The organism is Ligilactobacillus pabuli, assembly GCF_022836475.1.
Classification (GTDB): domain Bacteria; phylum Bacillota; class Bacilli; order Lactobacillales; family Lactobacillaceae; genus Ligilactobacillus; species Ligilactobacillus pabuli.
On sequence record NZ_BQXH01000002.1, the window covers coordinates 135,273 to 156,390 of the forward strand.

The 21,118-nt window shown below is 44.3% G+C and carries 19 protein-coding genes and 1 tRNA gene; 4 read left to right on the top strand and 16 right to left on the bottom strand.

Features of this window, described 5'->3' with window-relative positions; genetic code table 11:
• Positions 1 to 42: 42 nt before the first annotated feature.
• The 10 genes from secE to LPAF129_RS01660 all read right to left on the bottom strand — a co-directional run bounded on the left by secE (position 43) and on the right by LPAF129_RS01660 (position 8,883).
• A complete protein-coding gene (secE, locus tag LPAF129_RS01615; protein ID WP_244054360.1) occupies positions 43 to 210 on the bottom strand; it encodes a preprotein translocase subunit SecE in 168 nt (55 codons plus the stop codon).
• Between the two features lie 41 nt (positions 211 to 251).
• Complete coding sequence (rpmG, locus tag LPAF129_RS01620; protein ID WP_010496805.1) at positions 252 to 404, bottom strand: 50S ribosomal protein L33; 153 nt, start codon at positions 402 to 404, stop codon at positions 252 to 254.
• Positions 405 to 486: 82 nt separating this feature from the next.
• On the bottom strand, positions 487 to 1,008 hold the full coding sequence (locus tag LPAF129_RS01625) for an NYN domain-containing protein (RefSeq protein ID WP_244054362.1): 522 nt from the start codon (positions 1,006 to 1,008) through the stop codon (positions 487 to 489).
• A gap of 7 nt (positions 1,009 to 1,015) precedes the next feature.
• Entirely contained in the window at positions 1,016 to 1,771 is a 756-nt protein-coding gene (rlmB, locus tag LPAF129_RS01630) for a 23S rRNA (guanosine(2251)-2'-O)-methyltransferase RlmB (RefSeq protein WP_244054472.1), read from the bottom strand.
• A gap of 25 nt (positions 1,772 to 1,796) precedes the next feature.
• Positions 1,797 to 2,219 (bottom strand): Mini-ribonuclease 3, encoded by a 423-nt coding sequence (locus LPAF129_RS01635; protein ID WP_244054363.1) that lies wholly within the window; start codon positions 2,217 to 2,219, stop codon positions 1,797 to 1,799.
• A 6-nt stretch (positions 2,220 to 2,225) separates the two neighbouring features.
• Entirely contained in the window at positions 2,226 to 3,635 is a 1,410-nt protein-coding gene (gene cysS, locus LPAF129_RS01640) for a cysteine--tRNA ligase (protein ID WP_244054365.1), read from the bottom strand.
• A 150-nt stretch (positions 3,636 to 3,785) separates the two neighbouring features.
• Positions 3,786 to 5,282, bottom strand: a complete 1,497-nt coding sequence (gene gltX / locus LPAF129_RS01645; RefSeq protein ID WP_244054368.1) for a glutamate--tRNA ligase — start codon at positions 5,280 to 5,282, stop codon at positions 3,786 to 3,788.
• A 126-nt stretch (positions 5,283 to 5,408) separates the two neighbouring features.
• A complete protein-coding gene (locus LPAF129_RS01650; protein ID WP_244054370.1) occupies positions 5,409 to 6,533 on the bottom strand; it encodes a PIN/TRAM domain-containing protein in 1,125 nt (374 codons plus the stop codon).
• 99 nt (positions 6,534 to 6,632) lie between these two features.
• Positions 6,633 to 8,006 carry a DNA repair protein RadA gene (radA, locus tag LPAF129_RS01655; RefSeq protein WP_244054372.1) on the bottom strand — a complete coding sequence of 458 codons (1,374 nt, stop codon included), beginning with the start codon at positions 8,004 to 8,006 and terminating at the stop codon, positions 6,633 to 6,635.
• 334 nt (positions 8,007 to 8,340) lie between these two features.
• Complete coding sequence (locus LPAF129_RS01660; RefSeq protein ID WP_244054375.1) at positions 8,341 to 8,883, bottom strand: dCTP deaminase/dUTPase family protein; 543 nt, start codon at positions 8,881 to 8,883, stop codon at positions 8,341 to 8,343.
• A 212-nt stretch (positions 8,884 to 9,095) separates the two neighbouring features.
• Between LPAF129_RS01660 and rpiA the strand changes: the two genes are divergently transcribed.
• Both rpiA and LPAF129_RS01670 read left to right on the top strand, forming a co-directional pair.
• Entirely contained in the window at positions 9,096 to 9,785 is a 690-nt protein-coding gene (gene rpiA / locus LPAF129_RS01665) for a ribose-5-phosphate isomerase RpiA (protein ID WP_244054377.1), read from the top strand.
• 224 nt (positions 9,786 to 10,009) lie between these two features.
• Positions 10,010 to 11,344 (top strand): C1 family peptidase, encoded by a 1,335-nt coding sequence (locus LPAF129_RS01670; protein ID WP_244054380.1) that lies wholly within the window; start codon positions 10,010 to 10,012, stop codon positions 11,342 to 11,344.
• 294 nt (positions 11,345 to 11,638) lie between these two features.
• Here the strand turns inward: LPAF129_RS01670 and LPAF129_RS01675 are convergent, their stop codons facing one another.
• The 4 genes from LPAF129_RS01675 to LPAF129_RS01690 form a co-directional block, all read right to left on the bottom strand.
• The gene (locus LPAF129_RS01675; RefSeq protein ID WP_244054382.1) at positions 11,639 to 12,316 is read right to left on the bottom strand and encodes a 2,3-bisphosphoglycerate-dependent phosphoglycerate mutase; all 678 of its coding nucleotides are present in this window, start codon (positions 12,314 to 12,316) and stop codon (positions 11,639 to 11,641) included.
• 157 nt (positions 12,317 to 12,473) lie between these two features.
• Entirely contained in the window at positions 12,474 to 13,652 is a 1,179-nt protein-coding gene (locus LPAF129_RS01680; protein WP_244054385.1) for a C40 family peptidase, read from the bottom strand.
• 366 nt (positions 13,653 to 14,018) lie between these two features.
• A complete protein-coding gene (locus LPAF129_RS01685) occupies positions 14,019 to 15,161 on the bottom strand; it encodes a CHAP domain-containing protein (RefSeq protein WP_244054387.1) in 1,143 nt (380 codons plus the stop codon).
• A gap of 395 nt (positions 15,162 to 15,556) precedes the next feature.
• Complete coding sequence (locus LPAF129_RS01690; RefSeq protein ID WP_244054389.1) at positions 15,557 to 16,504, bottom strand: AEC family transporter; 948 nt, start codon at positions 16,502 to 16,504, stop codon at positions 15,557 to 15,559.
• A gap of 265 nt (positions 16,505 to 16,769) precedes the next feature.
• On the opposite strand from LPAF129_RS01690, the gene LPAF129_RS01695 reads away from it, so the two are divergent.
• A complete protein-coding gene (locus LPAF129_RS01695) occupies positions 16,770 to 17,993 on the top strand; it encodes an LCP family glycopolymer transferase (RefSeq protein WP_244054392.1) in 1,224 nt (407 codons plus the stop codon).
• A 468-nt stretch (positions 17,994 to 18,461) separates the two neighbouring features.
• On the opposite strand, the gene LPAF129_RS01700 is transcribed toward LPAF129_RS01695, so the two are convergent.
• Positions 18,462 to 18,546 (bottom strand) — tRNA-Leu (locus LPAF129_RS01700).
• Between the two features lie 50 nt (positions 18,547 to 18,596).
• On the bottom strand, positions 18,597 to 19,061 hold the full coding sequence (locus LPAF129_RS01705) for a SprT family protein (RefSeq protein WP_244054394.1): 465 nt from the start codon (positions 19,059 to 19,061) through the stop codon (positions 18,597 to 18,599).
• Between the two features lie 57 nt (positions 19,062 to 19,118).
• On the opposite strand from LPAF129_RS01705, the gene recQ reads away from it, so the two are divergent.
• Positions 19,119 to 20,927, top strand: coding sequence for a DNA helicase RecQ (gene recQ, locus LPAF129_RS01710; protein ID WP_373875023.1), 1,809 nt, complete (start codon positions 19,119 to 19,121; stop codon positions 20,925 to 20,927).
• The last annotated feature ends 191 nt before the right edge of the window (positions 20,928 to 21,118 follow it).

The following is a 21,118-nucleotide window of genomic DNA, read 5'->3' on the forward strand; positions in this document are numbered from 1 at the left end:
GATTATAGCAAATCTTGCTCCAAATTACTAGTCACAATCCTCCTAGATAATGAGCTTGAGTACAAGCTGGACTAAATAATCTGCAACTCCAAAAAAGACCGCAAATCCCAGTCCCATCAAAATCACCGTTGTTGTATCCTTGCGATTTTCACGCGCGGTCGGCCATGTCGTTGCCTTCATGGTTTGACCAACATTTTTTAAAAATTTCATAATTTAGCCTCCCTCGCCTGGCGAGTGTCTATTAATTTACTTTACTTTGTCTCCCGGTGGACTGTATGCTTACCGCAATACTTACAGAACTTTTTAACTTCCAACCGTGAAACACGTGCAGGATTTTCGACTAACGTATAGTTCCGTGAGCCGCATTCTGAACATGCTAAGGCAATTTTTCTTTTTCCAGCCATCTTCGTTCTCCTTCATTCTATCATTTGTAACTTTATCATGGTCATCAAAACAAGTCAATACTGCATGAAGTCCGCCCACCTGCTACTTCGACAAGTGATCGCGGAGTTTGCGTAAGGTTTCGAGCTGTTCAGGGTCCCAGGGATTGCGTCTGACTGCTCGTTGGTCCTGATAGCGTTGGGCAGCCTTTTTAACTTCTTTTTGTGCTCGCCGAATATCTTGGGCCAACTCCCAGGCTGGTTTCCTGAGTGCTCCCTGAGAAAAAATCGTCCACTGCTCCGCTTGATCACTCGTTGCCACGGTCACTTGCGTCAATGGCGACATTAACTCTCCCGCCAACGATTCGATGTAACTGTCAGCGGTCTGTCCTTCGTCGGTCCAAATGACTTGTAAAGTATACTGCTGATAGCTTTTAGATAAGCCCGGAACATACATCGCATCAAAAACGACGATGATCTGCGCCCCGCTTTGTTTATGGTAATCCGATAACACACGCAGGAGCTGATCTCTGGCCTCTTCTAAGCGGTCATGTTTCTTGAGCTGATTTAATTTAGGCCAATTGCCGATCATATTATAGGCATCGACGATCAAGATGTTTTTCTTCATGAAGTACTTACTTTCCTCTACTTGTATAAACTTGGTACATCAATAAACTAGCTGCAACACTAGCGTTCAAACTCTGCACATGACCACCCATTGGGATCGTCAGCATGCCATCGCAGTTTTTCTTTAAGAGCGGCGAGATCCCCTTGCCTTCGTTTCCGATCACTAAGGCTGTCGGGCTTGCCCCATCAAACTGGCGGTAATCTTGGCCTGCCATATCAGTCCCAAAGACCCACACGCCGCGTTTCTTTAATTCTTTGACAACGGCTGTCAAATTGCTAGCGCGCATCACTGGAATATATTCAACCGCCCCTGTTGAGGTTTTGGTAACTGTCGCAGTTAACTGAACTGCCCGTCGTTTAGGAATAATTACTCCGTGAACTCCAGCCGCATCAGCTGTCCGAATGATCGAGCCCAAGTTATGCGGGTCTTCGATTTCATCCAAAATCAAGAAAAATGGCGGTTCACCAGCTTCATCAGCTTTGGCAAACAAGTCATCTAACTCGGCATATTGGAAGGGAGCGACTGAGACGATCACGCCCTGGTGATTTTGGTGGTCGCTTAACATGTCCAGCTTGTTCTTGGGAACTCGTGAAACAACAATGCCTTTTTTCCGTGCGCTCACAGCGAGGTCATGCAAAGCATCCGACTTTAATTTTTCTTGAATGTAAACTTTATTCACCGGCTGAGTACTATTGATTGCCGCTTGAGCGGCGTGCCGGCCGATCACCATCCCGGTGTCTGCTTGATTATTTTTGTTATTCATATTTTTATCCTTTGCTTGTGCCATCTTAACGGCTCCGAGGCTTTTTCATGGCTGGCTGAGCTTCGATGGTGTCAATACACCAGTGTGCCAACTCTGCCAAACGAGCATCTTGTTCGCTCGTATACAGGTAACCAAAGAGGGCCTCAAAACCCGTTGAGATCCGGTAAGTCATCACGGCCGTATTTTTAGCCGAGGTGTGACTCTTAGCGTTGCGTCCCTTCTTAAAAAAGGTCCATTCTTCTTCAGTCAAATATTCTTGTTCTTCCATTTGGCTGATCAAAAAGGCCTGGGCCTTGGCGGAAACATAGTGGGTCGCCGTATGCTGTAATTTGTTCGGCTTAGTTAAACCTAGCTCTAACAAATGTTCACGTACGAAAACTTCCCAGACAGCGTCGCCAATGTAGGCTAGCGCAATGCCGTTAATTTGTTGATAATTTGCTCTTGTCATTCTAATTTATTCTCTCTTCCAGCGGGTCCCTTGGGGAGTATCTTCTAAAATGATCCCCTGCTCTTTCAGTTGGTCACGAATTTGGTCGCTTAAAGCGAAATCCTTATTCTGGCGGGCCGCGTTACGTTGTTCGATTTGTTCTTCAACTTCGGTGTCCAAAATTTCAGCTGCTTTGAGTTCGATACCAAAGACCGCCACGATTTTGGCAAAACCTGTCCGTAAATACTGCAAGGTCGCGGTTGTGACCTGTGCTTGTTCAGCGTAAATGTTGAGCTGTTTAACCAGTTCATACACAACTGCCACACCATTTTGCGCGTTAAAGTCATCATCCATCGCTTGCTGGAAAGCTGCTTCATGCTGCTGGAACTCTAGTTGAACTTGTGGATCAAGTTCCCCATCTTGTGCATCTTTTAGGCGATAGTCAATGTTGCTGGCAGCTGTTTGGATCCGTGCCAAGTTTGTGCGTGCTTCCTGCAAGTTCGCAGAAGTATAGCGGATCGGACGGCGATACTGTGTTGTTGCCATAAAGAACCGAATAATTTGTGGGTCGACTTGGTGGCGCAAATCACGGACAGTTACAAAGTTTCCGAGTGACTTACTCATCTTTTCGTCTTCTTCGCCGATCGTCACAAAACCATTATGCATCCAATAGTTGGCAAACTTTTTCCCGGTTTTCGCTTCACTTTGGGCAATTTCGTTTTCATGGTGCGGAAATTCAAGGTCTTGACCACCGCCATGAATATCGATCGTGTCACCCAAATACTTGGTCGACATCACGGAACATTCAATGTGCCAGCCCGGACGTCCCTTGCCATAAGGGGAATCCCAGGCAATTTCACCGGGTTTAGCAGCTTTCCAAATGGCAAAATCGAGAGGATCTTCTTTTTTCGCTTGGTCTGCGGCATCGATTCGCGCACTAGCACCTTGCTCCAAATCGTCGACTGCCTGTCCTGAGAGCTGACCGTAGTTTTTGAACTTCCGTGCGCGGTAATAAACATCCCCCGCTGATTCATAGGCGTAACCCTTGTCAACCAACGTCCCCACAAAAGCAATGATGTCATCCATATTATCCATCACGCGGGGGTTGAGATCTGCTCGTTTCACATTCAGTGCATCTGTATCTTCGTAAAATGCTTGAATAAACTTCTCAGTTACCGCCGTGACTGGCAGGTCCAGTTCTTGACTAGCCTTGATGATCTTATCGTCAACGTCGGTAAAATTCGAGACGTACTTGACCTGGTAACCGCGATATTCTAAGTAACGCCTGATCGTATCAAAGGCGATCGCACTTCTGGCATTGCCAATATGAATGTAATTATAAACGGTCGGTCCACAGACGTACATCCGCACTTTTCCCGGCTGCATTGGCACGAACTCTTCTTTTTTCTTAGTTAATGTATTGTATAACTGAATCAATATCAAAGCCTCCCCGACGGACCCGTCTTCGCACTCACTCGAGTCACTCATCATTATTTACTCGTTTTGACAGTTGCCTGCCGTCTTTATTAAAAAAGCTCGGAGACAAAACAGATTTAGTTTTGCTGCCGAACTTTTCACAATCATTGTTTAAAACTTAATGCCTAATTCTGTGAAGGTCTTTTCCAAATGAGACAAGACTTTTTCACGACCGATCAATTCAATTGAAGGTGCCAGATCAGGTCCATGCATTTCACGAGTCGTAGCGATCCGGATCGGCATGTATAACTTCCGGCCGCGGATGCCAGTTTCCTTTTGGATCTGCATGATCACTGATTGGATCTCAAATGCACCAAAGACTGGTAAATCTTTAATTTTTTGGGTAAAGGCCTGCAAAACAACTGGTGCTGTTTCGGTCGACATTTCCTTCAAAGCATCTTCGTCTAATGATTCAGGTTCCGTAAAGAAGACAGAAGACAGGTCGATCATTTCGGCAGCGTATGACATTTGCTGTTTGTACAGGTTAGTCAATTGACGTGCCCATTCAATTTGTTCTTTAGTTGGGTTTTCTGGCAAACGACCAGCCTTGATCAATTGTTGGATAGCCAAGGAAGTGATTTGGTCAGCGTTACCGGCCTTCACATACTGGTTATTGACCCATTCCAACTTCTTGTTATCAAATGAAGCTGGTGACTTGCTCAAACGGTTCGGATCAAACATCTTAATGAATTGTTTCTTCGTAAAGATTTCTGATTCGCCCACTGGTGACCAGCCCAACAATGTGATGAAGTTAAACATCGCATTTGGCAGGTAACCTAATGAACGGTACTGTTCGATAAACTGCAAGACAGTTTCGTCACGTTTACTTAACTTCTTACCTGTAGCGGTGTTAATGATCAATGACATATGACCAAAAACAGGTGCTTGCCAGCCAAAGGCATCATAAACAGCCAACTGCTTAGGTGTGTTAGCCACATGGTCATCACCACGTAAGACGTGAGTAATTTCCATCATGTGGTCATCAACAACCACGGCAAAGTTATAAGTTGGCATGCCATCGCGCTTGGCAATCACAAAGTCACCGCCAATGGTATCAGACTTGAAGCTGATCTTGCCTTTCACAATGTCATCCCATTCGTAGAGATGATCATGTGGAACTCGCAAACGGATCACAGGCTTGATGCCGGCTGCTTCCGCTTTGGCTTGAGCATCCTTGATCTCATCGTCGCTCATACCGGCATATTCATAGATATAACGGGGAGCTTCGTTGTTAGCACGTTGTTCGTCACGTTGGGCAGTTAATTCATCTTCTGTCATGTATGACTTGTAAGCCAGATCCTTATCCAAAAGTTCTTGGATCAATGGTGCATAGATGTCGCGTCGTTCAGACTGACGGTATGGACCATATTCGCCGGGCTTGTCTGGACCTTCATCCCAGTCGATCCCTAACCATTCCAAGTTTTCCATCTGGCTTTTTTCGCCATCGGCCACGTTTCTCTTAGTATCAGTATCTTCGATCCGCAAAACAAATGTCCCATTGTTATGCCGTGCAAATAAATAGTTGAATAATGCAGTCCGAGCATTTCCGATATGCAAATGTCCAGTTGGACTTGGTGCATAACGTACCCGAATTTTATCATTAGCCATTAAAAATTACGCCTCTTTCATTATCTTTTGCTTGTATTTTTCATTTTCATTGACTGTTTTTACAGCCACACTCTTAAATTGTACTATGCTTACTCCTAAAAATAAACACTCTAGTTCAAAGATTTCTTAGTTTTTCTCGCGAATTCCCCGTTTGGAATGGACTGGTTTGGCAAAAATCATCCGGCCAGCATCCGTTTGGAGAGCACTCGTGACTTCAACAGACAGCTTTTGATTCATGTAGTATTGCCCATCTTCGACCACGATCATCGTGCCATCGTCTAAATAAGCGACCCCTTGTTGGCGTTCGGTTCCTTTTTTGATAATCATGACGTTTAAGTTTTCGCCGGGGATCACTCGCGGTTTCAGTGATTTAGCCAAAGCATTCACGTTTAAGACCTGAACATTTTGAAATTCTGCGACCTTGTTTAGATTATAGTCATTCGTGACCACAACTGCGTCGATCATTTTCGCTAACTTCAAGAGTTTACTGTCGACTTCTTGAATATCGTCAAAGTCGCCGTCATACATCTGCACGGGCATCACTTTTTCTTCCCGCAACTTATTCAAAATATCTAAGCCGCGCCGGCCCCGCACCCGTTTGACACTATCACCGGAATCAGCAATGTATTGTAATTCATACAAGACGAAGTTGGGAACAACTAGGATACCTTCTAAAAAGCCCGTCTGAACCAAATCATAGATCCGACCATCGATCAAAATGTTGGTATCCAACAACTTATACTTGTGAAAGTTGTCGCCGGCTTTTCTTTCCAGCATTTCGCCTGCTGCCTGATCAGAACTACCATCTAGCACATTCTTTTTATGGCGACCAAACAGTTTGCGTAATTCATTAAAACGATTTTGACCCACAATAAAGCCGAGATAAGCAAATAAAATCACCAGAATAAATGGTAAGATCGTGTTCAAGAAAAATAATTGCGAATTCGTAAATAATAAGGAAATCAAAACAGCGATCACTAACCCGATCACAGTCGAGACTAATTCTGGGATCATCTTTTCCGGCTTCTCATTAGTTAAGAAGCGTTCGATTTTTTGTACTAACCTTTCGAGCGGGTCGATCACAAAGAAACTAATTAGTACAAAGACCGCCAAACCAACTACCATATCGATGAAAATATTATTCACCCAGTGGCTCGTCACATGAGCCATGCGCCACACCATCGGCATTAAGGAATAACCGGCACCGATCCCTAAAAGTGCGAAAATCAGTTGGATCATTCTTTTCCGCATCTTTATCACTTCACTTTCTCTAGTTTACTTGTATGGCTAAAGCACCATACTTTCTTTAATATTTTACCAAAATTTCTTTAAATATGCGCTCTTTTTAACTTAGTCAAACGCAAAATGTAAGGCTTGGTTTAACGTTTTAACACCACGGACTGTAATGCCAGCTGGAAAATGACCTTCAGAGATGTTATTTTGCGGGATAATGATCCGTTTAAAGCCCAATTTTTGTGCTTCGCGCACCCGCGTTTCGATATCAGTGACCCGTCGGATCTCACCCGTCAAACCAACTTCGCCGATGAAACAGTCAGTTGGGACGCTCTCTTTTTCCCGGTAGCTCGAAGCGATACTGATCGCCAGTGCGAGATCAATGGCTGGTTCGTCTAGTTTGACTCCGCCTGCTGCCTTCAAATAGGCGTCTTGATTTTGCAACATTAAACCAGCTCGTTTTTCAAGGACTGCCATGATCAAGGAAACTCGATTTTGGTTCAGTCCCGCTGTCGTTCGTTTGGCATTTCCAAATGAAGTCGGTGTGACCAAGGCCTGAATTTCTACTAAGATCGGTCGCGTTCCTTCCAGAGAAACAACCACCGCAGAGCCGGTTGCACCCTCTAGTCGTTCTTCCAGAAAAATTTCTGACGGGTTATTGACTTCTTTTAAGCCGCCTTCCCGCATTTCAAAGACACCAATTTCATTGGTTGACCCAAAACGGTTTTTAACTGCGCGCAAGATTCGATATGAGTGATGGAGGTCGCCTTCAAAATACAGGACCGTATCCACCATATGTTCTAAAATCTTCGGTCCAGCGATCGCCCCGCCTTTAGTCACGTGGCCGACCACAAAGATCGTAATGCCTTGCCCCTTTGCCAGTCGCATCAAAGACGCAGTCACTTCCCGGACCTGAGCAACACTGCCGACTGCCGATGACACTTCTGGTTCCTGCATCGTTTGCACAGAGTCGATCACTACATAATCCGGCTTTAATTCATCAATATTAGCCCGAATTGCTCCCATGTCAGTTTCAGGGTAGAGGTAAAAATCATCACTAGACACTGCCAAACGGTCGGCTCGCATCTTGATCTGGTTCGCACTTTCTTCCCCTGAGACATATAAGACCTTACCGCCAGTTTCCGCTAGTTGGCCGGACACTTGCAAAAGCAAGGTCGACTTCCCGATCCCCGGGTCTCCACCAATTAAAACCAGTGAGCCTGGCACGATTCCACCACCCAAAACTCGGTTTAATTCCCCAATTTTAGTTTCTACTCGGGGAGCTTGTTTCAGTGAGATCTCTTTTAATAACTGGGGTTTGTTGCTGCTGGCTGGCCCAGTTGAAAAAGTCGCAGTCCGAACTTTAGACTCCTTGTGTTCAACTTCTTCAACTAGTGAGTTCCATTCACCACAGTTCGGGCATCTGCCCAAATACCGGGGTGATGAATAGCCGCAATTTTGGCAAACATACTTAATTTTTGGTTTGGCCACTTGGCTGCCTCTTTTCTCTTAATTGTTTCAAATGGTGCTTACTTTATCGGAGGGAACTTTGTTGATGATTGCTCCGCACTGTGTTTTACTAGTCGGGTTACTTAACCCAAAAGATTCCGCCTAACCTGCTTTCTGTCACGATGCTTAAACCGCATCCTGCCCGGAAGCCTGTTATTGCTCGTCTTCTAACCGGGTTAATTCACCCTGTGTTTATAGTCGGGTTACTTAACCCAGAAGATTCCGCTTAACCTGCTTTCTGTCACGATGCTTAAACCGCATCCTGCCCGGAAGCCTGTTAATGCTCGTCTTCTAACCGGGTTAATTCACCCTGTGTTTATTTGCCTGACGAACCGAAGCCGCCCGCTCTTTTTGCCTGCGGCGTTTCTTCTGTATCTGCCTTCAAATATGGCATGAAGATTCCCTGACCTATCTTTTCACCCTTCTTGATCACTTGGTCAAATAAAGAAAAGTTTAACAATTGGACGAAAATTTCACCCTCATTGCCTTCATTATTATAGTAATCAGAATCGATCACTCCGATTCCATTTGGCAAAACTAAGCCCCGCTTTAACGGTGCACTCGACCGGTCCGCCAACAATAAGTATTCATCTGGTCCCATATAAGCCTTAACTCCTGTTGGAACCAAGAAAGGCTTCAACGCTTTTTGAGCCCGCTGTACTTGGAGGTCATCTGGTGCCAGCTTTTGTCCAGAACGGATCGCGGCCAAGACCTTGATAAAGTTCATTTTCCAAATACTACGGACTACGAAGTCCTCTGGCGCATAAAAATCATAACCAGCGGAGTGTTCCGTGGCACGTTGTGGTAATTTAACATCTTCAGCAGGATATCTGCTAACTTTTTCAAATCCTCTTTTCAAAACTAACCCTCATTTTCGCATAATTTTTCACATGTTTTCATAATAACATACTTCCGAAAGTTCGGGGCACCTTAAAGACCTTTTTAAAAAAAATCAACAATATGTTACAATAATTAGTGTCAGGAAATCTCTAAAAGCCCTGCTTTTTAGATTTTTTAACCGTTAAAAAATTAGACTTATAAAACAGACCCACGAGGAGGAGACAGCTCGTCATGAAACAAGATGAATTGAAAAAATTAGTCGGCGAAAAATCTGTAGAATGGATCAAAGACGGAATGACTGTTGGTTTAGGAACTGGTTCTACGGTGAAGTTTATGGTAGATGCCCTAGGTCGGCGCGTTAAAACTGAAGGCTTAAGCATTACTGGAGTTACCACTTCCAAAGCCACTGCTAAGCAAGCTGAAGAACTAGGGATCCCTCTTAAGTCTGTTGATGCAGTCGATCACATTGACCTAACCATCGATGGTGCCGATGAAATTAGTGCCGATTTCCAAGGAATTAAAGGCGGCGGTGCTGCCCTCTTATTTGAAAAAATCGTTGCAACTAATTCCAAAAAAGTCATGTGGATCGTGGATGAAAGTAAAATGGTCAAACATCTCGGAGCTTTCCCACTGCCTGTAGAAGTGATCCCATATGGCAGCCAAAAAGTCTTCGAACGCTTTGAACAAAAAGGCTACAACCCCACTTTCCGCAAGAGTGCCGATGGTAACAGCCTTTTGTTAACAGATTCTGAAAATTACATTATCGACCTGCATTTAGGTGAGATCCTAGAGCCTGAACGCTTGGCAGACGAATTGATCAAAGAAGTCGGTGTTGTAGAACACGGACTATTCTTAAATATGGTCAACACGGTGGTTGTTGGCTTAGCCGATGGTCCAAAAGTCCTAGATGCAAATCGCTAAACTTAAATTTGCCAGCAGATTTTTTATTCTGCTGGTTTTTTTAAAACTTTTTTAACCAAATAATTCATTGGGAAAACAAGCAGTTTAGCCCGCCAGCACAAACTTTCTGTAATATTTTGGCGGGAACTTTCGTTTAATTATGGTTTTAGTTAAGCAATCTTATTTACTATTATTAAAGAATGCCGTAAAATATGAGTAGACTGTTAAAGGAGAGTGACTTTTTAATGACTTCAGCAATTACTTCTGATCAATTAAAAAACTATCAAAAAGATCTTGATACACACGCTGGCGCCCAAGTGGCCGAACGTGCGGTAACTAAAAACGGAATTTTAGCAACAAGCGCCGACTATCGCTCAGAAATCAACATGAGCCCTGTCTTCTCCATCGATTTGGACACAGGTAAAGTTGCCAACCAGAAACAATCTGGCCGTTGCTGGATGTTTGCCGCATTGAACACAATGCGGCATGATATCCACAACAACTTCAAAGTTTCTGACGACTTCGAATTATCCCAAAGCTACACTTACTTCTGGGACAAACTCGAAAAGGCCAACTACTTCTACGAAAACGTCTTGAAGACAGCAGCTTTACCAACTAGCGACCGGAAAGTTGCTTGGTTGATGACTACTCCTCAACAAGATGGTGGCCAATGGGACATGGTCATCGCATTGATTCAAAAATACGGTGTCGTTCCTCAGTCCGTGATGCCTGAAACGAAGAGCTCTTCAGCTTCTGGCGAATTCAACAGCACACTTAACCTGAAATTACGGAAAGATGCCGTTGAATTACGTGAATTAGTTGCCAGCGGTGCTAGCGACGAAGACCTCGCTGCTCGCAAAGACAAGATGTTAAATGAAGTTTACCGCTTGTGTGCTTATGCCTTTGGCGAACCAACACAAACTTTCGACTTCGAATACCGTGATCAAGACAACAACTACCATCTTGACCAAAACTTAACACCACAAACCTTCTTCAAGAAGTACATCGGCTGGAATCTTGATGACTACGTTTCAATCATCAACGGACCTACTGCTGACAAGCCTTACAACCACATGTACACAGTTGAAATGCTGGGTAACGTGGTCGATGGCCGCGAAGTTCGTCATTTAAATGTCGACATGGCTACTTTCCGTGACGTTGCTGTTAAGCAATTGAAGTCCGGCGAAAGTGTTTGGTTCGGTTGTGATGTTGGTCAATCATCTGACCGTCAAAAAGGTATCATGGATACTGAACTTTACAGCAAAGACGAATTGTTTGATATCGACTTCTCCATGTCTAAAGCAGAACGCTTGGACTACGGCGAAAGCTTGATGACTCATGCGATGGTCTTAACTGGTGTTGATTTGGTCAATGACCAACCAACTAAGTGGAAAGTTGAAAACTCATGGGGCGAAAAAGTTGGGACAAAAGGCTTCTTCGTAATGAGTGATAGCTGGATGGACGAATACTGCTACCAAGTAGTTGTTAACAAGAAATTCTTGCCAGAAAGCTTACAAGAAGTCTTGAAAGAAGAACCAAAAGTTCTCGCACCTTGGGATCCAATGGGTTCATTAGCTTAATAACTTCAGAAAAGACACTGCAATGGAAACATTGTGGTGTCTTTTTGCGTGCACTGAGCTTGCGTGTGGAGTTGCTGGAGTTTGGAACCGGAAATTGGGCGATTGCCGGCACTACTTCTCCAAAACAGAGACGGCTATCCCGATTGCCGGCGCTACTTTTCCAAAACAGGAACGGCTATCTCGATTGCCGGTACTACTTTTCCAAAACAGGGACGGCTATTACAGTTTGAGATGATACTTACTTTCTTTTTCCAAACAAAAACAAAAAAGACACCTCATTGATCAAGGTATCTCTTACTTAGTTATGATTTGTTTGTTTTGTAAGTTTAATCGATTATCAAAGGTATAAATGAGTGGTTCACCATTGGCCACCTCCACCCCATCGATCGCAACATCGCTGATCTGCTCAATATATTTGATCAGCGCTCGTAAAGTACTCCCGTGTGCCACGACCAGCTGATTTTCACCTGCCAACAAATGCGGCGCAATTTCATCGACCCAATATGGCAAAATTCGCGCACTAGCCATCGCCAAACTTTCAGCTAAGGGTAAAGATGATTGCGGCAACTGTGCATAGCGTCGCTCACGATCAGGCGTTGGTAATTGCGGCGGTACCGCATAATAGGAACGGCGCCATAAAGCCACCTGTTCTTTTCCAAAGATCCGTCGCGTGGCATCTTTGTTCCAGCCACGTAATGAACCGTAATGGCGTTCATTTAAGCGCCAAGTCTTGTGTAAAGGCAAATATGCTTGATTTAACTCTTCTGCCACAATATTGGCAGTCTTAATGGCCCGGACCAGCACCGAAGTATGAATATCAGTAAATTCCAACTGCTGCTGAGCTAACAAACGACCAGCTGCGTGGGCCTGCCGTTCACCCTTGGCAGTTAAGGGCGAATCAGACCAACCAGTATATTCATTGACTAGGTTCGCTAAACTTTGCCCGTGTCGTAACAAGACTAATTTGACCATTAAGTACTCATCTCCTCTATTACTGGAATATCATAGCAAATTTTCAGCAGAAACAAAAGTCAACTTCTATCAAACACTCCCGTCACTATTAATACACGATAAAAAAACACAGAGTCTCCCCTGTGCTTAGTGAGTATTTGTAAAAAAAACTGATCTGTTATCTAACTCGGATTGCGAACTGTGGACGGTAACCAGAAACTGAACCTGTGGAAACTTTTTGGCCAGGTGCTGGTGCGTGCACATATCTGCCGCCGCCTAAAGCAATCGCAACATGGTATGAGCCACCGCGACCACCCCAGAAGTACAGATCACCTGCTTGGGCTTGTCCCAGTGGGATCGGTGTCCCGGCACTTTCCTGAGCTGAAGTGACCCGTGGCATTGATTTGCCAAATTTGCCAAAGACATATTGAACAAAACCTGAGCAGTCAAAACCGGCTGGAGTTGTACCGCCGTACTTATAAGGTGTCTTGTTAACAAATGACAGTGCGTAACTTGTCACTGAGCCATATGAAGCTGCTGGGGCTGGTGAATATGCCGGCTGGCTGGCAGCTGGACGACGAGTGTTATTATTATGACTAGCAGGCTGACTGGCCTGAGCTGGTTGACTGGCATTGTTAGCAGGACTAGCAGCCAAATCAACTGACTGGCTCTGAACTGCTGGTGCTGGAGTTGTTTCGGCAACCGAAGTCTTAGCTGTATCAGCGGCTTTTTCAGCGGCTTCAACTGTTTTAGCTTGTTCAGCAGCTTTTGCAGCTGCTTCCGCTGCTTTAGCAGCCTTTTGAGCAGCTTCATCTTCCCGGTTCTTTTGCGCATTTAAATCAGCCCGTTTGGCATCCAAATTAGCACTAGCTTGCATTAACTGGATCCGCAGAGTTTCTTGTTTTTTAATTGAAGTCTTCAAAGCTGATTGTTCAGTTTCGATGGCAGCTTTATCTGCTTTTTGTTGTTCCATTGCTTGGTTATTAGCGTGAACCACCGTTGCAACAGTCACCGTCCGACTAACAGCGTCGGAAAAATTATTAGAGTCCGCCACAAACTTTAAGACAGAGCCAGAATTATTGATCTGAGCTGAGCGTGCTTGTTTAGCGAGTTGATCATTTCTCTGGGCAATTTTATCTTTTAAATCTGCAATTTTTTTCGTTTTAGTTGCTTGTAATTTTGTGTTACTGCTAATTTTTGTTTCAGCTGCTGACATTTTTTGCTTGGCAGCGGCGAGTTCCGTATTAACTTGATTTAAATCAGAGGTTGTATCAGCGGAAATACTTGGAGCAACAACGCTCATCAACGTCACTGTAGCTAATACTATGGCACTTTTACTAATGAAATTCTTTTTCATGCTTTTAATCCCCTATGTATAATTTTTTGAGTTAATTTGTCTTTTCTGAAGCCTACGAGATAAATACTAGCATCAAGTTCAAACAATAACAATTACAGAAATTTTACAAATTGGTCTAAGCCAGTCCATAAAATCGCCCAAATAACACAGAAAGATTTCACACTTTTCTTTAGTAAGTATATCTAATCACGCCAAAGTTTTATTTAGCAAGTTTTCTTGTGATTTTCATTACTAAATCTTTTGTAAAAAACCATGTAACATTTTGTAATATAAACTAAATATTACTACCCGCAACTTCAAGTTCTGCCCACAAAAAAAGACCGCCTAAGTAGACGATCTTTAAACAGATTATTTGTTAATTTCTTTTTATGGATGGATGTAAGCCATTGCAGCACCGGCTGAAAGAGTCTGTGTGTTAGGTCCCATTGGGTTAGAGAAGCCTGTCCCACCCTGTTGGATAGTAACTGAGCTGCCATTAACACCAACGACATAAGCAACATGACCGTAACCTGGTGCGGCGATCCAGCCACCAACACTAGAACCACCGGCATAAACGGCAACTGAACCAACTGCAGGTGTGTGATCTACACGGAAGCCAGCAGCTGCGGCTGAGCCAGCCCATTCTTGACCGTTACCCCAGTAACCGCCGACCCAAGGAGCAACCATCTTAACGTAGTAAGTACATTGACCTGCTGGGTAACCGTTAGGACCGCCGCCCTTGCCATGGCTAGTTCCGCCAAGTTGAACTTGTTCAACTTTAACTTGAGTCTTTTGTGCTGAACCATTGTCACGACCATTATGACCAGTCAAATCATTTTGCTTGTCACGGTTAGCTTGATCTTGATCAGCATTAGCTGCGCGGTTAGCATCAGCTACCAAGCGACCTGCTTTTTCAGTATCTTTGGTCTTCTTGGCATCATTAGCAGCTTTACGGGCTGCTTCAGCATTAGCTTTAGCAGTAGCATCTTCGCTATTCTTCTTAGCAGTTAATTCAGCCTTTTCAGCACCAAGTTCAGCTTGGTTCCGTAATAAGGATAATTTTTCATCTTTTTGTGCCTTAACTGACTTTGTCAGTGCAGCTTGTTCAGTTTCAACTTGAGCCTTGTCATCTTTTTGTTGTTGCATTGCTTGGTTATTTGCACCAACGATGCGGGCAACTGTGACAGAACGGCCAACAGCGTCAGAAAAGCTATCAGAATCGCTGACAAATTTCAACATTGAGTTTGAGCTGTTTAATTGAGCTGATTGAGCTTGCTTTTTCAATTGAGCATCACGCTTAGCAATGTCTGATTTCAAATCATTGATCTTTTGTGATTTTTCCATCTGGACTTTGGTTGCAGCGTCAATTTTCTTTTGCGAAGCTGAAATTTTTTCTTCAACTTGAGAAATTTTGCTATTGACGTCGTTCAAATCAGAGGTTGTGTCAGCTAAAACGCTGGGTGCCACAACGCTCATAGTTGTGACTGTTGCCAAGACGATGGCACATTGACTAAGTAAGTTCTTCTTCATGAAATATGTTCTCCTAAGTAATCTGTTTTAATTTTATTTTTTAGTTAAATTATGTTTCGCTTAAATACCACGATTTCTATAATAGCATTGTTAGTTTGAGATAACCATTACATTATATTTACAAAAACTAATGCAAACGGCCAGAAAACGGCTCTTATATTACAAAAATGTTTCACAAACGTAAAAACACAAAAGTTGCTCAGAAACAAACATCTGGAATATCAACCTTTTAGCCCATTTTAGCGGGCTTTTTAGATTTTGCGCAATTTTTAAGGATTATTACAAACAAATTGAATTAATACCGACAAATTTACCAAATTTGCTGAATTTTGTCCGTAAAAAAAGACCCGATCATTTAAAATTACCGCAATGATTGGGCCCTTCAAGCAAAAAAACTACCCGATTCCTTGAGTTAAAATCATTAAAATTGGCACCACTAATAAGGATAAAAAGGTCGTTTCGGTGACCATCACTGACGCATAATCAGCATCAGCATCATATAAACGAGCGACAACTGGTGCATTAGTCATGACTGGCATCGCCGCTTGCATTATGAAAACTTGCTTCATTAACACTGGCAAATGAGTCGGCAGTAATAATAAGGCTAAAACCAGCGGTGCGATCACAAAACGTCCAAGCAAGATCAACCAATTATCCTTGTGTAAAGTCAGCTGCTTTAAGCCTGCTCGGTAAATGCAGATCCCGATAAATAACATGGATAAAGGTGTTGTTAAATTGCCTAAGTATTGAAAATCCTTGGCTAAAAATAACGGCAGTTTCACCTGAGCTAGAACTAACAAAACACCCACGATAAAGCCTAACAAAGGCGGTGAAAAAATCTTGCCCAGTGTCTTTTTCCAACTAAAATCAACGGCTTTAGCCCCGTCTTTTTGAATGAAATAAGTCCCGATCGTCCAAAAAATCGTGGTGTTTGCCATGTAATAAATCAAAACAAACGGAATACTCTTATCACCAAACAAGGCCTGGTTGATCGGCAAACCAACAAAAACGGTATTGGAATTAAAAAACATTGAGGCAAACAAGCCCTGGTGACTTGGGTCAACCTTAAAGACCCGGATCACAATGAGTGAGATGACCATTAAAATCATCATTGATAAGACTGGAAAAACCAGGTCCGGCACCATCGTCAACATCTGGTGTGCACTAAACCTGCTGGTGATCGTTTGAATCATGTAACACGGCAAGGCAATTTGCGTCACCAGCCGCGCTAATAACTTATCAGTTGTTCCCGGAAACCAGCCACGAGCTGCCAAGACATAACCGACAATGATCAGGCCTAAAATAATAATTACGCCTGAAATACTATGCATAAAAATCCCCACAACAAATTCTTCTCTCTATTTAAAGTGTATCTTCAAAAAATACTAACAATTCGAGTATAGCACGGCAAGCACTGTGGTGAAAGCGCAAGTGTCACGGGCAAGCACTGTCATTTAGTCCCACCCAGCAAACAAGCAGTGTTCCTTTGTGCACCCATTTGCCATTCTTATTTCTTAAAAATCGCCAAAGCTAACAAAATTTCATTTAAAAAAAAGGCCTCAACGTGTATAATTTCACTTAGGTTTGAAAAAAATGAAGGAGTACCTTATGGCTAATAAAAAAAATAACGACGATGAGTATTACAGTTCCAACTTACGACGTCACCCTGAAACTACTCATCAAGCTAAGCCCAACCATTCTTTGCGCAAAAAGATCTGTGCGATCCTGCTCGTGGTCTGCTTAGTAGTAATTTATGGTGGAACCGCCTATGCTTCACACATGTTGCATTCTGCCAAAAACACCCTCAATGATACTTATACTAAAACTAACGTTAAAAAATTACGTGATGTTTCCGACGTGATCAAAAACAAAAAGCCGTTTTCACTGTTGATCCTGGGAACCGATACTGGTGACCTGGGTCGCTCTGATACCGGCCGGACTGATACGCTGATCGTAGCGACTGTCAATCCCGCCAAAAAACGGGTCACGTTGACTTCGATTCCGCGAGATACCGAAGTGCGCATCGCCGGCTCGGACAATTCTTACGATAAGATCAACACAGCTTACACAATCGGCGGTGTCTCAACGGCAATCAAGACGGTACAAAATACGCTCCACGTTCCGATCGACTATTACGTCTTGGTCAACATGGGCGGCTTGCGCAAAATCGTGGATGCCGTCGGCGGCGTTACTGTGACCCCACCATTGACCTTCAAGTATGAAGACGCCAACGTAACAAAGGGCCAAAAAGTAAAGTTGAATGGGAAACAAGCTCTAGCATACTCACGGATGCGCTATGATGATCCTGAAGGTGACTACGGCCGCCAGAAACGGCAAAAACAAATTATCAGTGCCATCATTGATCAGGCGATCAGTATTTCTTCAATCACTCGTTTCCAAGAACTATTGAAGTCAATTGAAAGTAACATGCAAACAGACCTGACCTATAATGATATGCTCACCATCGTCAGCAACTACAAGGATGCCGCTAAGTCCGTCGATTCCTACACAGTCCACGGTGATGATGCCATGTTAAGCGGTTCTTCTTATCAAATTGCTTCGAAAGAAGAAAAAGAAAAGGCTTCGAAACGGATCCGCAATCAGTTAAACCTCGAACCATCGACCGAAGAATTCACGAACCCGATCGAAAGTGACGGTTCAGCTGGTACTGCCGGTCAAAATAACGGACAAGCCGCTGACCAAGGCCAAGCCAACAATGGTGCCTACGATGGAACGTACGCTGCGCCAAGCTACCAGCAAGACTATTCCAATCAACAAGACTATTCCAATCAACAGCCTGCTGATCAATACGGCTATTACGGTGGTTATTAAGCCCAAACGAGCAATCTAACTAAGAACTCTATCTGAAAAGGTCGGGTTCTTTTTTTCGCCAAAATTTGAGGGACTGACCAAATCAGGCAAACTTCTGCGGGGATTTCCGTTTGCCGACGGAAGTCCATCCGGCTTGCGGGTCATTCCCGCGGCGCCCCCTGTTTCTTAGTCGGGCTACGTGAAACAGAATGTTCCGTCCATCCAAACCTCACCTTCAATGCCAAATACACATTAAAGGCCAGGCTCTGATGGTACTCGCTTTCTCCCGTTTTTCTTCGCCCTGTGTATTTAGTTGGGCTACGTGAAACAGAATGTTCCGTCCATCCAAGCCTCACCTTCAATGCCAAATACACATTAAAGGCCAGGCTCTGATGGTACTCGCTATCTCCCGTTTTACTTCGCCCTGTGTATTTTTTCTGCACGAAAAAAGCCGCTGAAAACATTTCTGCTTTCAACGACTTGCTTTGATGCGGGTAAATGGATTCGAACCATCACGAGCGCAATGCTCACCAGATCCTTAGTCTGACGCGTCTGCCAATTCCGCCATACCCGCGACAACAAAAATAATTGTACCAAAGTTTTGCCAGTTATGCAAGAGTTTTTTTATTTCGGCGCCAGCTCTCGCATTAATTTTAAGTGGCCGTGACACTTCGAACAAACATAACGGGAAACATCGATCCGCCGCACACGAGGATATTCTTGCCCGCATGCCAAACACTGGTATAAATAACGGCGTTTAGGCCGTTGCCGTTTCGCTGGTGCCGGTGCAAAGCGTGAACCGCCCACCGCTTGCAGCAGCTGCTTGAACTCAGGGTCTTTGTGCTGGTAACCTGACTGCATCAAATGTAAGTGGTAATGGCAGAGTTCATGCTTGATCACTCCCACTAAAGTGGCCTCATCATGCTCACTCAGCATTTTCGGGTTAATTTCGATCTGATGATTTTGCAGCAAGTAGCGCCCGCCAGTGGTTCTTAACCGCGTGTTGAACCGTGCTTGGTGTTGAAAAGGTCGGCCAAAACTAACCTGTGAAATTTGCTGGACCAGAGCTTGTAATTGTTGATCTGTCATAAGCTACCATGACCTTTCAGAAAAATTGGCTGGAGGACTAAAAAAGCCAGCGATAAAATGCTAAAATTTAAGGTGAAGTTTTTTGAAAGGAGCTTTCTTTTGACCCCACATGATATTCTCAAAAAATACTACGGTTATTCCGAGTTTCGACCGGGCCAAGAACAAATTATCAACCAAGTTCTCAATGGTCAAAACACGCTGGCAATCATGCCGACCGGTGGCGGAAAATCACTGTGTTACCAAGTACCAGCCCTACTTTTAGAAGGCTTGACACTGGTTGTTTCCCCATTAATTTCTTTAATGAAAGACCAGGTCGATTCCTTACAAGACAGTGGGATCAGCGCTGGCTTCATCAACAGCTCGCAAGACTGGCCCACGACTCGATCGATTTTAAGCCAAGCCGCTCGCGGACAACTCAAGCTCTTGTACGTTGCTCCCGAACGCCTGGAACAGCCAGGTTTCATGCAACAATTACAACACTTAAATGTCCAGCTGGCCGCCATCGACGAAGCCCACTGTATCTCCCAGTGGGGGCACGATTTTCGAAAAAGTTATCTCTCGTTGAGTTCTATTTTACCACAAATTCAATCGCACCCGACCGTGATCGCCTTGACTGCGACGGCGACTACCGAAGTGGCAGCTGATATCAGAGAACGGCTCAATATTCCCGCAGAAAATGAGATCACCACGGGATTCGCACGCCCGAACCTGGCATTCCAGGTCGTCAAAGGCCAGAATAAGAATGATTTTATTTTAAAGTACGTCCAGGCAAACAAGCAGTCGGCCGGTATTATTTACGCTGCGACTCGCAAGAAAGCGGAACAAATTGGCGCAATGTTGACCAAAGCTGGGATCCGAGCAGGAGTTTATCATGCTGGTCTACCAGACGCAATCAAAAAACAAACTCAAGAAGATTTCTTATTTGATCGCTTAGCGGTCATTGTGGCAACCAACGCTTTTGGCATGGGAATCGATAAGAGCAACGTCCGCTATATTATCCACGCCCAGGCCCCGGGAAGTTTAGAGGCCTACTATCAGGAAGCTGGTCGGGCGGGACGCGATGGTGCCAACGCTGAAGCAATTTTACTTTATGCCGCACAAGACATGCAAATTCAACGGCTTTTTGCGGAAAATTCAGATGCGGATGAAAAACATAAGGCAGTTATTTACCATAATATCCAAAGCATGGTCAACTACGTCAACACCCAGCAGTGCTTGCAACAGTTCATCGTCAACTATTTCGGCCAGGACATGTCCCCTTGTGGAACTTGTTCTAACTGTACCGACGAACGCGAAGAAACCGACGTGACAGTTAACGCGCAAAAGATCCTGTCGTGCGTGATCCGGATGCACCAGCGTTACGGCAGAAAACTAGTCGCCCAGGTCTTAGCTGGTTCCAAAGCCAAGCGGGTCACCGAGCTCGGCCTGACTTCTTTGACCACTTATGGCATAATGCACAATGTCAAGGCCAATCAAATTGAAGAACTGATCGACTACCTGACCGCAAGCGGCTATTTAACCATGCCGGATCCGCAATACCCGACTCTACACGTTACGGCCTTAGGGGCAGCTGTCTTGCATGGCGAAAAAGACGTCACCAGAAAAGTTACGGTGATCAAACAACATAGTGCGGCACCGGTCGACTCAGAACTTTTCGAACATTTACGCGCCCTTCGCTACGAACTGGCCGAGAAACAAAATGTACCGCCTTACGTCATCTTTTCCGACCAGACGCTCCGCGAAATGTGCAGTGCTTTACCAACTAACGATGAAGAAATGTTAGCCATCAAAGGAGTTGGCCAGGCTAAAATTGCCAAATACGGCCCGCAATTTTTGGCAGCCATCGCCAAATACCGTCATGCATAAGTTAATCTTTTATAAAAAAACGTGGTTGAAATATCCCTTGTGTAGGTGCATGGGATTCAACCACGTTTTTTTGTTGCTCAGCTGGCTTGCTGTTGGTTGATTCGGACATTACTTTGCGGTAACAATGTTGGAGTCTCATATTGCGGACGTCGTTTTGGTCAAACAACGGTCATATTTCACTTTGCGGTCGT

What these genes read in the sequence shown, in the direction of transcription:
- secE (WP_244054360.1), bottom strand. Translation starts at nt 210, where the DNA reads ATGAAATTTTTAAAAAATGTTGGTCAAACCATGAAGGCAACGACATGG.
- rpmG (WP_010496805.1), bottom strand. Translation starts at nt 404, where the DNA reads ATGGCTGGAAAAAGAAAAATTGCCTTAGCATGTTCAGAATGCGGCTCA.
- LPAF129_RS01625 (WP_244054362.1), bottom strand. Translation starts at nt 1,008, where the DNA reads ATGAAGAAAAACATCTTGATCGTCGATGCCTATAATATGATCGGCAAT.
- rlmB (WP_244054472.1), bottom strand. Translation starts at nt 1,771, where the DNA reads ATGAATAACAAAAATAATCAAGCAGACACCGGGATGGTGATCGGCCGG.
- LPAF129_RS01635 (WP_244054363.1), bottom strand. Translation starts at nt 2,219, where the DNA reads ATGACAAGAGCAAATTATCAACAAATTAACGGCATTGCGCTAGCCTAC.
- gltX (WP_244054368.1), bottom strand. Translation starts at nt 5,282, where the DNA reads ATGGCTAATGATAAAATTCGGGTACGTTATGCACCAAGTCCAACTGGA.
- LPAF129_RS01650 (WP_244054370.1), bottom strand. Translation starts at nt 6,533, where the DNA reads ATGCGGAAAAGAATGATCCAACTGATTTTCGCACTTTTAGGGATCGGT.
- rpiA (WP_244054377.1), top strand. Translation starts at nt 9,096, where the DNA reads ATGAAACAAGATGAATTGAAAAAATTAGTCGGCGAAAAATCTGTAGAA.
- LPAF129_RS01670 (WP_244054380.1), top strand. Translation starts at nt 10,010, where the DNA reads ATGACTTCAGCAATTACTTCTGATCAATTAAAAAACTATCAAAAAGAT.
- LPAF129_RS01675 (WP_244054382.1), bottom strand. Translation starts at nt 12,316, where the DNA reads ATGGTCAAATTAGTCTTGTTACGACACGGGCAAAGTTTAGCGAACCTA.
- LPAF129_RS01680 (WP_244054385.1), bottom strand. Translation starts at nt 13,652, where the DNA reads ATGAAAAAGAATTTCATTAGTAAAAGTGCCATAGTATTAGCTACAGTG.
- LPAF129_RS01685 (WP_244054387.1), bottom strand. Translation starts at nt 15,161, where the DNA reads ATGAAGAAGAACTTACTTAGTCAATGTGCCATCGTCTTGGCAACAGTC.
- LPAF129_RS01695 (WP_244054392.1), top strand. Translation starts at nt 16,770, where the DNA reads ATGGCTAATAAAAAAAATAACGACGATGAGTATTACAGTTCCAACTTA.
- LPAF129_RS01705 (WP_244054394.1), bottom strand. Translation starts at nt 19,061, where the DNA reads ATGACAGATCAACAATTACAAGCTCTGGTCCAGCAAATTTCACAGGTT.
- recQ (WP_373875023.1), top strand. Translation starts at nt 19,119, where the DNA reads ATGCTAAAATTTAAGGTGAAGTTTTTTGAAAGGAGCTTTCTTTTGACC.